Source organism: Clostridia bacterium, from assembly GCA_012840125.1.
GTDB lineage: Bacteria > Bacillota > DULZ01 > DULZ01 > DULZ01 > DULZ01.
Map to the genome: position 1 here is coordinate 1 of DULZ01000056.1, position 12,992 is coordinate 12,992.

The 12,992-nt window shown below is 56.0% G+C and carries 14 protein-coding genes; 2 read left to right on the top strand and 12 right to left on the bottom strand.

Annotation, left to right across the window (positions count from 1 at the left end; all coding sequences use genetic code 11):
* Positions 1-601 precede the first annotated feature (601 nt).
* The 5 genes from GXX34_06900 to GXX34_06920 all read right to left on the bottom strand — a co-directional run bounded on the left by GXX34_06900 (position 602) and on the right by GXX34_06920 (position 5,757).
* Positions 602-1,459 (bottom strand): DegV family protein, encoded by an 858-nt coding sequence (locus tag GXX34_06900; GenBank protein HHW07242.1) that lies wholly within the window; start codon positions 1,457-1,459, stop codon positions 602-604.
* A 72-nt stretch (positions 1,460-1,531) separates the two neighbouring features.
* Positions 1,532-1,777, bottom strand: a complete 246-nt coding sequence (locus GXX34_06905; GenBank protein ID HHW07243.1) for a hypothetical protein — start codon at positions 1,775-1,777, stop codon at positions 1,532-1,534.
* 157 nt (positions 1,778-1,934) lie between these two features.
* Positions 1,935-3,266 carry an FtsX-like permease family protein gene (locus tag GXX34_06910; GenBank protein ID HHW07244.1) on the bottom strand — a complete coding sequence of 444 codons (1,332 nt, stop codon included), beginning with the start codon at positions 3,264-3,266 and terminating at the stop codon, positions 1,935-1,937.
* 5 nt (positions 3,267-3,271) lie between these two features.
* Positions 3,272-5,014: an efflux RND transporter periplasmic adaptor subunit gene (locus GXX34_06915; GenBank protein HHW07245.1), complete on the bottom strand. Its 1,743-nt coding sequence runs from the start codon at positions 5,012-5,014 to the stop codon at positions 3,272-3,274.
* Between the two features lie 11 nt (positions 5,015-5,025).
* Positions 5,026-5,757 (bottom strand): ABC transporter ATP-binding protein, encoded by a 732-nt coding sequence (locus GXX34_06920; GenBank protein HHW07246.1) that lies wholly within the window; start codon positions 5,755-5,757, stop codon positions 5,026-5,028.
* Between the two features lie 218 nt (positions 5,758-5,975).
* Between GXX34_06920 and GXX34_06925 the strand changes: the two genes are divergently transcribed.
* Positions 5,976-6,599, top strand: coding sequence for a hypothetical protein (locus GXX34_06925; protein HHW07247.1), 624 nt, complete (start codon positions 5,976-5,978; stop codon positions 6,597-6,599).
* Between the two features lie 93 nt (positions 6,600-6,692).
* Positions 6,693-7,079 (top strand): PaaI family thioesterase, encoded by a 387-nt coding sequence (locus GXX34_06930; GenBank protein ID HHW07248.1) that lies wholly within the window; start codon positions 6,693-6,695, stop codon positions 7,077-7,079.
* Between the two features lie 127 nt (positions 7,080-7,206).
* On the opposite strand, the gene GXX34_06935 is transcribed toward GXX34_06930, so the two are convergent.
* The 7 genes from GXX34_06935 to GXX34_06965 all read right to left on the bottom strand — a co-directional run bounded on the left by GXX34_06935 (position 7,207) and on the right by GXX34_06965 (position 12,512).
* Positions 7,207-7,782, bottom strand: coding sequence for a cysteine hydrolase (locus tag GXX34_06935; GenBank protein HHW07249.1), 576 nt, complete (start codon positions 7,780-7,782; stop codon positions 7,207-7,209).
* 160 nt (positions 7,783-7,942) lie between these two features.
* Complete coding sequence (locus tag GXX34_06940) at positions 7,943-8,710, bottom strand: ABC transporter ATP-binding protein (GenBank protein ID HHW07250.1); 768 nt, start codon at positions 8,708-8,710, stop codon at positions 7,943-7,945.
* Entirely contained in the window at positions 8,707-9,504 is a 798-nt protein-coding gene (locus tag GXX34_06945) for an ABC transporter permease (GenBank protein HHW07251.1), read from the bottom strand. The genes GXX34_06940 and GXX34_06945 overlap by 4 nt, the downstream gene beginning before the upstream one ends.
* 1 nt (position 9,505) lies before the next feature.
* Positions 9,506-10,492: an ABC transporter substrate-binding protein gene (locus GXX34_06950; GenBank protein HHW07252.1), complete on the bottom strand. Its 987-nt coding sequence runs from the start codon at positions 10,490-10,492 to the stop codon at positions 9,506-9,508.
* Positions 10,493-10,750: 258 nt separating this feature from the next.
* A complete protein-coding gene (locus tag GXX34_06955; GenBank protein HHW07253.1) occupies positions 10,751-11,968 on the bottom strand; it encodes an NERD domain-containing protein in 1,218 nt (405 codons plus the stop codon).
* Between the two features lie 214 nt (positions 11,969-12,182).
* Complete coding sequence (locus tag GXX34_06960; GenBank protein HHW07254.1) at positions 12,183-12,323, bottom strand: hypothetical protein; 141 nt, start codon at positions 12,321-12,323, stop codon at positions 12,183-12,185.
* A 9-nt stretch (positions 12,324-12,332) separates the two neighbouring features.
* Positions 12,333-12,512 carry a hypothetical protein gene (locus tag GXX34_06965; GenBank protein ID HHW07255.1) on the bottom strand — a complete coding sequence of 60 codons (180 nt, stop codon included), beginning with the start codon at positions 12,510-12,512 and terminating at the stop codon, positions 12,333-12,335.
* Positions 12,513-12,992 lie beyond the last annotated feature (480 nt).

The window sequence follows — 12,992 nt, forward strand, 5'->3', positions numbered from 1 at the left end:
CGAAGCGGAGGCCCAGCCTTTACCCTTGACTGGTGACTGGCGAGCCGGATAATCTAAGCGGCAGTGTTCAGGTTTACAAGCAAACCGAACTCACTGAGGAATTTACACACTAATTTGGACTTGACCTATGATTGAGCCTATGTACGGGTTCAAGTACTGCTTATAATCGACATATCCTCGTGCTTGAAACTGCCGCCCAGGCTCTTGACAGCGTTCTCCAAAGCATGACTGAACGGCCCATGCCGTAAACCCCTAGGGAATGAGTGAACCGGCTGTGTTCGGCAGCAGGATATACCATCCACCCTATCCCTAACTGCCTAATCCTTCTCAACCTTTGGAAGGCGTAAGTGTCAATAAGCCTTAAGGCGGTATCGTCTATTTTGATAATACTGTGGATCGGGTCTCTGATAATCTTCCCCATCCCGCTCCCCCTTTATTGGAAAGCTCCTTCCACAAATAGAAAATTATATAAATGCTTCCATTTCCCTTCCGTTTATGCCCTGTTCTTTCGTCTTTTGTGTCGTTCTTAATTTCGCTCAGCAAACAAAATGCCCATAAAAAATCAATGGACAGGAATTCCTCCTGTCCATATAATTCCATTTTATTGCAACATATACAAGATGCCGACGGTACCCGGCCCGCAGTGACTGGAGATCACGCTGCCGGCTTCCGTCACAAATACCCGGGCGCCGGGGAATTCTTGCTGCACCCGCTGTACGATGGCCTCCACCATCTCCGGGCACGCCGCCCCCGTCACCGCGATGAACTGCCGGTCCACCTTATCCTTGTCGGTCACGATGCATTCCACCAACCGGTCCACGATCTTTTTCCCGCCGCCCCGGATCTTTTCCTTCACCACAATCTTGCCCTCAGACATGGTGAGCATGGGATGAATCTTGAGCACCCCTGCCATCAGGCTCTGCAGCCCGGAGCAACGGCCTCCCTTATACAGGTATTCCATGGTGTCTACCACGAACTGGGTGCTCAATTTGGGCACCCGCGCCTTCACCAGGGGGACAATCTCTGACAGGGGCAACCCCTGCTGGGCCAGCTCCGCGGCATAAATGGCCAGCATGCCGGTGGCGGAAGAAAGGTTCAACCCGTCGATAACCTCCACCCTGCCGGGCGGCAGTTCACCGGCGGCAATCATAGCCGACTGGACCGTGGCTGACAGGTGGCTGGACAGACAGATGCAGATGACATCGCTGCCCGCCTCAATGATTTCTTTAAAAACCGAGAGAAAATCTTCCGGCGTCGGAGCCGCCGTTTGGGGCATGATGCCTGTTTGGGCTACCTTTTGGAACAGCTGCCGGTTGTTGATTTCGACGCCGTCTGCATAGACTTCTTCGCCAAAGCGAACGTAAAGGGGCACCATCCGGATATCATATTGCGCCAGCAGCTCCTGGGTCAAATCACTGGTACTGTCAGTTACTACCTTTACTCTCTGCAATACAATCACCCAACCGTGTTTTTCCTTTGATTATACCAATTCCTGTACTAAACCGGTAGCACCTTTTACCAAGAAGCCGTCTCACCTCTTCTGGTGGGCTCGCCGCACAAACTTGCGGAAATCTTCCTTTTTAAAGAAGGGCTGTTCTCGCTCCAGCCTCTCCAACAGTTCTTGCACGTGGTATTCGATATCGCATAAGGCAGCGCCTAACTGGGGGATATTCTTTTTCTTATAAGCTTCTGCCAACTCATCGATGCCTGCTTTCAGTTCCTCGATACACGCTTCAACGGTCCTTCGTTCTTCCTGAGTTGCCATACGCAAAGACACAGAATCGCTCCCCCTTTACACATAATTTTGAGCAGCATCCCGGACAAGATACTACTCCTATATTGATATTTTACCTTATTAAATAATTTTTGCAAGGGGAGGGAAGTCGTGTATCCAGTATATTTACCCCGGACCGGGCGCCTGCCGGCCCTTTCCTCTAGCGCCGCAGGGCCTCCACCGGGGGTACCGAGGAAGCGGAAATAGCGGGATAGACACCGAACAGGAGCCCCGCCCCGACGGCCACCAAACTGGCGATCTGGATGGCTTGGAAACTAATGGCTGTCTCAAAGCCGTAGCGGGCAAAAATGTTGATGCCCCAAATCCCGGCGGCCACCCCGGCAATGGCACCCACACCGCTTAAATACAGCGCCTCCAGCAAGAACTGGGTCAACAGGTCCCCCTGCTTGGCACCGATGGCCCGCCGCACGCCGATTTCCTTGGTGCGCTCCGTCACCGCCACCAGCATGATGTTCATAATGCCTAACCCCCCGACCAGCAGGGAAACGGCGGCAATGCCTCCTAACAGCAAGGTCATCACCCGGTTGGCTTTATCGGCTTCTTCCACCAGCTGGTTGAGGTTGGTAATGGTAATCAGGTCCTTACCGGTGCTAATGCCGGGAATCTCCCGGCTCTCCCCGGGGGGCACAGGCTCCTCCATCATCGCCATGTCTACCGGCACGGTCATGCCTTCCGCCCCACCGGCTTCCCCTGGACCGGCAGGTACCGGGGTGGGCGCTTTCTGGTCCAAGCCCAGCTGCCGCCGGTAGATCCGTCCCATTTGCACCACGGCCAAGTCCGCCGCCTTGGGGTCGCTGGCCTTGGCCCAGATTTCCTGCACGGCTTTTTGGTTAGCCAGTTTCAGGGCCGTGGTATAAGGAATGACGATCATGTCATCGATACCTTCCGCCTGGCCGGCGCCCTTGGGCGCCAGCACCCCGGTAATCCTGAAAGTAAACCCGTCGATAGTAATGGTTTGCCCCACGGGGCTCCTGCCGCCCATGAGCCCGGCGGCGATGTTATAGCCCAGGACGGCTACCCGGGCCCGCTGTTCCACATGCCAGGTGGTGAAGAAATGCCCGGCGATCACCGCCTGGTCCCGGATTTCGGGATACTGGTTGTTCACGCCGAGGATTTCTCCGGTCCCCCTGGTGCGGCGCCAGCGGATGGGTTTTTCTATCTTCACCACCGGCGTCGCCAGGTCCAGGCCGTCTACTCTTTCCACCAGCTCCTGGGCCTGGGCCGGGTCCAGGGTGACGGAATCGTCCTCGGCCCGCACCACGATCACATTGGTTCCCAAGCTTTCAAACTGCCGCACCACCGCTTGCCTGGCCCCTTCGCCAATGCCCATAAGGCTGACAATGGAGGCCACCCCAATGGCCACACCCAGAATCGTCAAAGCGGACCGCAGGGGATTGGCCAGGACACCATGGGCGGCCATCTGGGCCGCAAACCAGAACCGCACCCAGAGGGCTCTGATCCCTTTCGCCATCACCATTACACCCCGCCTTCACCGGAGCCGTTGCCCTGGCCTCCGCCGCCGGAGCCGTCGTCAGGCTGCGAGGGCAGCAGTGTATCCTTGCCTTGGATGCGCTGGCTGGGCAGGACGTCCGCCGAACTGCCGGTAATGACCAGTTCCCCTTCCTCCAGCCCTTCTTTAACCTCCGCGTAACGATCATCCATCAAGCCCACGGTAATAGGCACCACTTTCACCGTACCGTCAGGATTTAACACTTCCACCATGGAACGCCCGTCTTCTTCAAAAATGGCTTCCACCGGCGCCAGGAGTACATTTTCGGCACTACCGGCCTGGATAAAGGCCCTGGCGCTCATGCCCGGTCTCAGCTCCGGGCTGCCGACGACTTTGATGTCTACCTCAAACATGGTCATGCCGTCCCGGTCCCTGCCCATGGTGGACACCCGGTTCACTTCTCCTTCAAAGGTGCGCCCCGGCAGGGCATCCACCGTCACCTGGACTTTCGCTCCCTGCTGCACCAGGAGGACGTCGATGTCGTCCACGGTGGACCACATCCGCATGTCGGAAGTATTATAGATATGGCCCAACCATTCCCCCGGGGTCAAAGTCCGCCCCACATCCGTTTCTATGTAAGCCACGACCCCGTCCATGGGCGACAGGATGTCCAGGTTATTGTACTGGTCGTACAAGCGCTGGAGCTCATCTTCTTTGTCCCGGAGCTCATTGACCTTGGCGTCAATGGTCTGGCGGGCGTCGTCCCCCGCCAGGGAAACGATTTTGTCTCCCGGATTCACCTTCTGGCCGTTCTTCACATAAACGTTGGTCACAATGGCCTCGGCCCGGCTGTAGATGGTTTCCTCGTCGACATAACCGTCCACCACCGAAGGATAACGAGTCCAGCGGGCACTAAACGCGTCAATGGTCTCCGCTTTGGGATCCACCGGCAGCCCTACTTCCGCCAGCATGCCGGTGCGGATGAGACCGGGGTTATCCGCTTCAATGCTGACCCAGTGGACATAGACGTGCTCTTCGTTGGCCTGGCCGCTGCCCGCCGGCTTGTAGGGATCAGCCAGGCTGGAAGCCGGTTCCGCCACCGGCTCGAAATTCACATCCGTTACCCGCCCGACGATAATGCCGTCAAACTGGGCAAAGCGCAGGGCTACTTTTTGACCGATCTGGACATTTTGAAATTCCCAGGGGGTCAGCTTGGCCACCAAACGGAAGCGGGAATCGTCCACCACTTTGGCCACAATCTGTCCCAATTTCAGCTCTTCACCTTCCCGGACCTGCAGTTCGGTAATCCGCCCGCCGATAGGGGTGGTCAAGGTAATGCCCCGGCTGGCATCCAACCGGTCCACTTCTGCCACCGGGATATTTAGGAGTTCCGCGATGTCTTTTTTGTCCTCTAGGATTTTCCTTTCCAAGCTCTTAATCTGGCTTTCCAAGTCAGGGGCTTTTAAACGAACCAGCAGCTGCCCCTTTTTCACTTCGTCTCCTTCCTTCACCAGTATTTCCTCAATCAAATATGTAATGCCGCCGCTGCCGCGGTAACCGGGCACCTGGATCCCGCCGCCGCTGGTGGGATTCAGGCTGCCCACCACTTCCACGCCGACGGAGATATCACCCCGGGTGACCGGCTTCGTGGAGTATACCGGTCCCTGGTTCTCTTCCTCCGGGGGCGGTATCAACTGCTGGTAGGCATAGTAACCCCCGCCCAAAACAATCAGGACAATCACGACGATAGTTAACACTTTTTGCCACATGGCCTTTCCTCCTATGCCACCGGTGTTTGCCCCTGCTCCGGTTCTTCCACCGCTACCAGGGGCTGCTCCACCATTTCGATTTTCTCAATCATGCCGTCTTTTAAATGGACCACCCGCGTGCCGTGCAGGGCAATGTCCCTCTCATGGGTCACCTGGACAATGGTCAGACCCCTTTCCCGGTTGAGCCGCTGGAAAATAGCCATCACGGTCAGGCCCGTCCTGGAATCCAGCGCCCCCGTAGGCTCGTCGGCCAGGATTAAAGTGGGCTCTCCCACCAGGGCCCGGGCAATGGCGACCCGCTGCTGCTCCCCACCGGAAAGCTGGGTGGGGCGGTGATGGCACCTTTCTCCCAAGCCCACCGCTTCCAAGGCGGCCCTGGCCCGCATTCTCCTTTCCTTGGCTCCTACGCCCCGGTAGATGAGGGGAAGTTCCACATTCCCCTGGGCATCTAAATCCGGCAGCAGGTGAAAACTTTGAAAAACAAAGCCGATGAACTGGTTGCGGATTTCGGCTAACCGGCCGTCACTCAGTTTTTCCACATGTTGTCCCGCCAGGATGACACTGCCTGTAGAAGGGCGGTCCAAGCAGCCGATTAAGTTCAGCAAAGTAGACTTGCCGGAACCGGAAGGTCCCATAATGGATAGGAATTCACCTTGCTCCACGGTAAGATTGATGTCTTTTAACGCTTCCACTACGATTTGACCGTTCTTGTAACGACGGGATACTCCCTTGAGTTCTAAAATGGGCAACAAATCGACCTCCTTTCCGTTAGTATGGAAATTCTATGCAGGCATTCGATTCCCTTTTTATTTCGACGTAATTGGTAACGCCCAAGTTCCGGCCGCCCGGTAAATAATTGGCTTTAGTTCAGGCGGAGAATCCATTATAATTAAATCATGGGAACAACAGGGAAGACCTGTTGGCTGTTTCGTGCCAAAAATCTGTCAAAGGAGAGGACATAATGAAAAAACTTGCACTGCCGCTGACCCTGGTACTGGCCGGCGCTCTACTGGTAACCCCGGCGGTCACCGCCATGAACCGGCTCCCCATCTTTCTCAACGGCCAGAAAGCCCCTGTGGAAGGAGTTCTCATCGAAGGTTCCACCTACGTTCCCCTGCGTTATTTATCCGAGGCTATGGGAGCGAAAGTGGACTACCGGGACGGCCAGGTGTTCGTGGAAACAGGACAAGGTAAGCCGGGCGCAGGCCATTTGAGCCTCACGGCGGAGCAGGTGAAAAAACTGCCCACCAAGAGGCTCAGTGAAAGAATCGAAAAAGACAAGATCGAGTACGCCGTTACCGCTATCAGCTATACCACCAGAGGCACCACCAGGTATGTCAACCTGCAGCTGATGGAAACCAGCGGCACCCATGCCCATTTCGGCACCATTCCCACCATCGCTTACCAGCTGAGCGACGGCACCATCGGGGTGCTGGCGGATTTCAACTTGACGGCGGATAAAGACCTGAACGCCAAGTGGCGCCGGACTTTCACCCTGGAATTCGAAAGCCCCGGCCAGGTCCAGTACTATATTTACATCCCGGGCAACAGTAAAGAGCCCATCGGCAAGTGGTCCACTTATTAAACAGGGCCTGCCGGCTTCGGCCCTGCTGTTAAGCTAAAGGGCACAAAAACACACCCCTCTGGAACATGGTATTAGAAGGAGTGGCGAGTATTGATTAATGAGGAACTCATTAAGAACACAAAAAACGACCGGTTTGCCGGCTATTTAGGCATTAAGCTGGTGGAGGTCCAACCGGGCTATGCGGTGGCGGAAATGGAAGTCACCGAAAACCACTTAAACGGTGTGGGCGTAGTCCACGGCGGTGCCATCTTCGGTCTGGCGGACTATGCTTTCGCCGTGGCTTCCAACTCCAAAGGACCGGTAGCTCTAGCTGTCAACGCCCAGATTTCCTACTTTAAGTCCCCCCAAGGGAAAAAGCTCACCGCCAAGGCCAGGGAGATCACCTCCAGCCGGAAGCTGGGCCACTACCAGGTGGATATTCTTGACGAGGACGAGACCCCGGTGGCCAGGTTTACGGGAACAGTTTACATAAAGAGCTAAAAGCAAGGGAGGATGCGGAAACATCCTCCCTTGCTCAGCTTATTGACAGGCCACACATACGGCCACCGGTGGCCGTCTTACTTGCACCCAACCAATGATGAGCAGACTGCCAACCCACCTTCCCCCGTCACAGGCGAGGCAGATGGTCAATAAACTCCGCGGCAGTCATCAGTTTAATCCCTATATTCTCCATATCCCGCAAGTTGGCCGCGTGGATTTCCGGCGTTTGGGCCCCGGTGCCGTCGGTGAGGACAATCACTTCATAATCCAGGGAATTGGCATCCCACACGGTGGCCCGGATGCAGTTAGGGGTCTGCACCCCGGCGACGGCCACTTGGGTGACACCCAGTGTCCGGAGAAGGCTGTCCAGTTCCGTCCGGAAGAAGGCGCTCCAGCGCTTCTTGACGATGACGGGCTCCCCCGGCAGGGGTTTAAGGGGCGCTAGGATTTCCGCCCCCTTGGTTCCTTTGACCACCCCGCCGCCCACCCGGACGAAATGGGGGTACCGGGTAATCTCCACATCGCTGCCGCCGGGCTCATACTCCCGCCGCACGTGGACTACCGGCAGCCCGTACCGGCGGCAGGCCTCCAAAACCTCTTTAATACGATCCGCTACCGCCAGGGCCCCGTTTACATAAAATGGAGCCCCCGGCAGGCAGAAATCATTTTGCATGTCGATGATTAACAAGGCAGTCCGGCCCAAGCGTCTTCTCTCCCGTCTTTTTGGTCATCTTCCTGCCGAAAACGGCTTCTCCCTACGGCCCAGCGCCAGGGGCACCGGCGAGGGCCGGTGGCCACAGGCTGCCCCGGCCGCCTGCCGGCACACCGCGCTGCGTGCCGGGGCGAAAACCCTTCCCTGTCTTCTAGGATTCTTCCCAGAGCATCTCCATGATTTCTTTCTTGATTTCCGTAAACCGCTGGGACACCGTCACCCGGTGATCCCGCGGCCGGGGGATGTCCACGGGAATCTTGGCCCGGATGCGCCCGGGCCGCTTGGACATCACATACACATTATCCGCCAAGAGCACCGCTTCATCAATATCGTGGGTAATAAACAGCACGGTGGTCCGTTCTTTCTCCCAAACGGAAAGCAGCAAATCCTGCATAACGGAACGGGTCTGGGCATCAAGGGCCCCGAAAGGCTCATCCATGAGAAGCATTTCCGGATCATTGGCCAGGGCCCGGGCAATGGCCACCCTCTGTTTCATGCCCCCGGACAGGGTCTTGGGCAGGGCGCTTTCAAAACCGGTAAGGCCCACCAGTTCAATGTAATGACGTGCTTTCTTGGCCCTTTCTGCGGCCGGCAGGCCTTTGAGCTTTAAACCGAATTCCACGTTCTGCTGCACCGTGAGCCAGGGAAACAAAGTATAGGATTGGAACACCATACCCCGGTCCGCCCCGGGCCCGGTGATGGCCCGGCCCTCCAGCAGCACCTCCCCGGCACTGGCCTGTTCCAAACCGGCCACGATGTTCAGCAGGGTCGACTTACCGCAGCCGCTGGGCCCGACGATAACGGCCAATTCATTCTCCTTGATATCCAGGTCAATATCCGCTAGGGCCTCTACCCTTTCCCCGCGGGCACCGGTAAACCACTTGTTCACCCGGCGCAGCACCAGTTTCGCCCGGCTCATGCTTTACCACCCGCCTTTTCGCTCCAGGGCACCACCAGGTTGGTCAGCCATTTGAAGAAATAATCGGTGAGCAATCCCAACAACCCGATAATCACCAGCCCGGCAAAAATGCGCTCAATGGCCAGGAAGCGCTGGGCCCTTAAGATCATGTAGCCCAGACCGGAGTTGGCGGCCACCAGCTCCGCCACCACCAGGTAAGTCCAAGCCCAGCCCACGGTAATCCGCAGGCTGTCCATAATACCCGGCAGGGAAGCGGGCATCAGCACCAGGCGGTAGGTTTGCCACTTGTTGGCCCCCAGGGTGGCCGCCGCCCGCAGCAAATCCCGGGGCACATTGGCCGCCACGTCGCTCACCATCAGCACCAGCTGGAAAAAGGTGCCCAGGAAGATGATCACAAACTTCTGCAGGTCCCCGATACCGAAATAAAGGAGGGTCAGGGGTACCATGGCCACCACCGGCAGGTACCGGGCAAAGTCAATGGCCGGTTCAAACAGGGCCTCGGCGGCTTTCGAGGTGCCGATGAGCATCCCCAGGGGTACCGCCGCCACCACCGCCAAGAACCAGCCCACCATCACCCGGTAGGTGCTGGCAAGGGTATAGGAAAGCAAGATCCCTTCCTGGTGCATGGCCCAAAAATCCCGGAGCACCGCCCCCGGGGTGGGTAAGAATACTTCCTTCACGGCGCCGCTGTAAGATAAAGCACACCAGGCCATGAGAATCACTAAGAAACTTAAGATCGTCAGTTTTTTATAGCCGTTGGCATGATTGGTCCTGGTTTCTGGTTTATCCGGCATGTTACTTAGCAGCCTCTTTCACGTACCTGGTATCGATTAATTCATTAAGGTCCGGTTTCGCATCAATGATGCCTTTCTCCAGCCAGAAGCCCGCCGCCCGGTCGGATACGGTAAAGACGGTGTCCTCCCCTTCCCCGGCAAAAAAGGACAGGTTCTCCTCCCGGCCGAAGAAGGCCACCCCGGCAGCCATCTCCGCCACTTCTTCCGCCGTAATGCCTAAAGCTTTAGCCATGATCTGGTTGCCCTCATCAGGATGGGCCCGGTAATAATCAATGGCCTCAAACCAGGCTTTGGTTAACCCGGTGATGGCTTCCGGATGCTGAACCGCGAAATCCTTGGCCACGGTCACCACATCCACAATGGTCCGGGGGAAATCGCTGCTGTCCACCAGCACATGGCCCCCTTCCCGCTGGGAAGCATTAGTGAGCCAGGGCTCCCAGACTACCGCCGCATCCAGTTTGCCCGCCACGAAGGCAGCGCCCGCATCGCCAGCACCCATTTCCTGAATGATCACATCTTCCTCCTTGAGGCCGTATTTTTCTAAAACCGTGAGGAAGAAGAAATAGGCCGTGGAGGACTTGTCAAGGCCCACCGTCGCTCCTTTGAGATCCGCCACGGAAGTGATCTCCGCCTTGGCCACGATGCCGTCACCTCCGGCGGACTCATCCATGGCAAAGACGAAAACCTCCGGCGTCCCCTTGGCGAAGTGAATCACTTCCCGGTCCAGCACGTTGCCTAAGGCCTGGATCTGGCCGGAGGCCAGGGCCCCGGCGTACTGGGATTCGTCTTCGATGATCACCAGTTCCGGTTTGATGTTGTACTTGTCGAAGAAACCCTTTTCCTGCGCGATGTACAAGGGGCCGTAACCTACCCAGGTGGCATGGGCCAGCTTAAAACTCACCGGCTCATTCCCGGAGGTGTCATTGGCACCGCCGCCGCAGCCGGCCGCCAGCACCAGGCCGGCCACCAGTAAGAGTGATAAAATCATGATGGATTTTCTGGAAAACAAGACGTCATCTCCTCCCTGAATCAACAAGTCAGCATAATTATATATTCTACGTTAATGCGCTATTACCTTTTCATATTAACTAATTAAAGTATAAGGCCACAGGGAACCCCCCAAGCCCAGCCCCCGGCGGGGTGGACCCGCCAACCCCACCAGTACCCGGCACCTGCGTTAGGGGTAGCGGCGGTGGGGCAGGGGGAAGCCAAGAGAATCCGCGGCCGCCGGGAGAAACCTTCACCCCTAAGCCGGGTTCGCCCGGCTTAAGGAAACCAGCTTGGCGTAAATCGCATCCACGGTTTTTTGATCCAGAGTAACGCCGGAGCGATAGTTCATAATGAAATCGTTAAGCCTTTCCAATTTGAGGACCGTAATGGGCGAGTTTTCCTGTCCTTCCAAGATGGTCTTTTCGTTGGACAAGACCACAATTTCTTTCACCGGCAGCTTGACATTGGGAAACTCCTTCTCCAAGAATTCCCGCAAAACCCTCTCATGCCGCCGCACCTGAAAAAGGGGGTTGGTCATGCCCTGGGCATTACCGTTGGACTGGATGATGCTCCAGTCCCCTTCTTTGTTGATGACAATCCTGGCCCCGTGCTTGCCGCCGTGATTCTTCGTTTCCAGGTGGAAGACCCCGTTTTGCCCGATGACAATGTGGTCAATTTCCTGGGCTTCCAGCGGGTTGGGGATGCGCACGTTATGTAAGACTTTATACCCCTCCAGCCACTTCAAGTGGTACCTGACGTTGGCTTCACCTTCCCGGCCGCTCTCTTGCGCCCTCTCTTCCCCGGACTTTTGGCCAAAATATCTTCCCTTCTTCTGCATCTGGAGGATGTAATCCAGGTACCCGTGGAAGGCATCTTCATATTCATCAAATCCTTCGTCGACCCGGCGGAAGAGCCCGCCGGCAATCCCCTGCAGCCCTTTAAAGATGAAGAGCACCAGGTTCACAAAGGTGCCTAAGCGCAATATGTAATAGGCAGCGAGATTAATCCCCGCCTGCAAATCGTAATCGAAGCTCAAAATGATGAAGTCATAGTAGTAGATGGCCACGTGATAACCGAGGAAACCCAGGATCACCAAAAGCAGCCTTTCCCCGGTCCTTTGACAAACGAAGGACTGGTAACAATACAATAGGGTAAACAGGGGGGCCAGGACCATACTGACGTCAGGAACCAGCACCACGTGAAAGAGATGCTCCGAAAGGAAATAGAATAAAAAGACAGCCACGACGGTCATCATCCCGCCCGGGCGGCCTTTTGGCCTAACTTTGGGCCGGCGGGGATTGTGAGCACTGTTACTTACCCGGGTGCGCGCAGTCCCGTCTCGATGGCTGGTCAGGATTTTCATGGTCACGGAGTGCCACAACTTAAAATGCCTGAACGAGTAACGCATCAAGATAAGGCCGGCAACAATAATCAGGCCGCTTAACACATAGTGCAGCATAAAAGCTGGACGCATAAAATCCTCCATAGATCCACCTCCGGTTTTGGTTCAACTTTTCTCGGCATATTTTGAGCTAGTTATCAAAAATATACCATAACCAAATGAGTTTGTATATCGCTAATGTATCCACTTGTAACTATCCGTTATGGGCTTCGGCAGCCACAAAAGGGCAGCATCACGCCGCCCCGGAGTCCGCTAATCATGGCTGTTTTGACTGTCGAGCCCTGGTTTAGCCCCACTTGCCTTTGGACACATGGGTTTGAATTTCCGCTTTCGCCATCTGCTTCATCTCCGTCCCGACCTTCCGGACATACTTGTAAATGCCTACGCAGCCCGGGTCCAGGTTGTCCTCGATCCCGTCCTCCGCCAAATCCTCCAGTTAGGAACCTATGTCAATCAAAGCCGCCAACAGCCGGTTAGAGAAGCGAGCCCTTTCCATTAACTGGCGCCCATCGTCACTGAGGGCTTCAAACTTGTCCTGGGAGGCACCGCATTTTACGCACTTTTCCGGTGCGCCGTCCCCCTCATGCACATAACGGCAGACACTGCATTTCCACATCAAATACCGCCTCCTGGGTTGAAGATGTTGTTGGCATATATCCGCATAGACTAATCTTTAACCGGGGGCGAAATAATATTTAAAGGATTTCTTGCAATTCCGAAGAATTAGGAGTTCAGGAATGAATTTCGAAAATGCAATGGGTTTTTTAGCAAACAAGCCATTTTCGAAGAACTTGAGACAAACCGCCGCGAGTTTAGCGGCCATCCCCCTAGAGAATCAAGGGGTTCCATATTTGCCTGCCGTCGGTTGCACTCTATGACCCGCTGACAAGGGGACTGAAACAAAGCCTGATCCCCACGCTCCGGTACCCGGAATTGGTGGTGCATTCCATGACCCGTTAACAAGGGGACCGAAGGCGGGCAAACGAAAAACAGCCTTGGCGTCTTTGGTAACGCGCAAGGCTATTTTTTCGCACCCGCCGGGGGCGGGAAGGTATTGTCTCCGGTAGGCGGATGTCTTGCGGGAGTTGCGAACCCG

Bases quoted from the DNA above. Each gene is read 5' to 3' on its own strand.
- GXX34_06965 (HHW07255.1), bottom strand. From the start codon at position 12,512: ATGTGGAAATGCAGTGTCTGCCGTTATGTGCATGAGGGGGACGGCGCA.
- GXX34_06925 (HHW07247.1), top strand. From the start codon at position 5,976: ATGAAAAAACTTGCACTGCCGCTGACCCTGGTACTGGCCGGCGCTCTA.
- GXX34_06950 (HHW07252.1), bottom strand. From the start codon at position 10,492: ATGATTTTATCACTCTTACTGGTGGCCGGCCTGGTGCTGGCGGCCGGC.
- GXX34_06955 (HHW07253.1), bottom strand. From the start codon at position 11,968: ATGCGTCCAGCTTTTATGCTGCACTATGTGTTAAGCGGCCTGATTATT.
- GXX34_06945 (HHW07251.1), bottom strand. From the start codon at position 9,504: ATGCCGGATAAACCAGAAACCAGGACCAATCATGCCAACGGCTATAAA.
- GXX34_06910 (HHW07244.1), bottom strand. From the start codon at position 3,266: ATGGCGAAAGGGATCAGAGCCCTCTGGGTGCGGTTCTGGTTTGCGGCC.
- GXX34_06915 (HHW07245.1), bottom strand. From the start codon at position 5,014: ATGTGGCAAAAAGTGTTAACTATCGTCGTGATTGTCCTGATTGTTTTG.
- GXX34_06940 (HHW07250.1), bottom strand. From the start codon at position 8,710: ATGAGCCGGGCGAAACTGGTGCTGCGCCGGGTGAACAAGTGGTTTACC.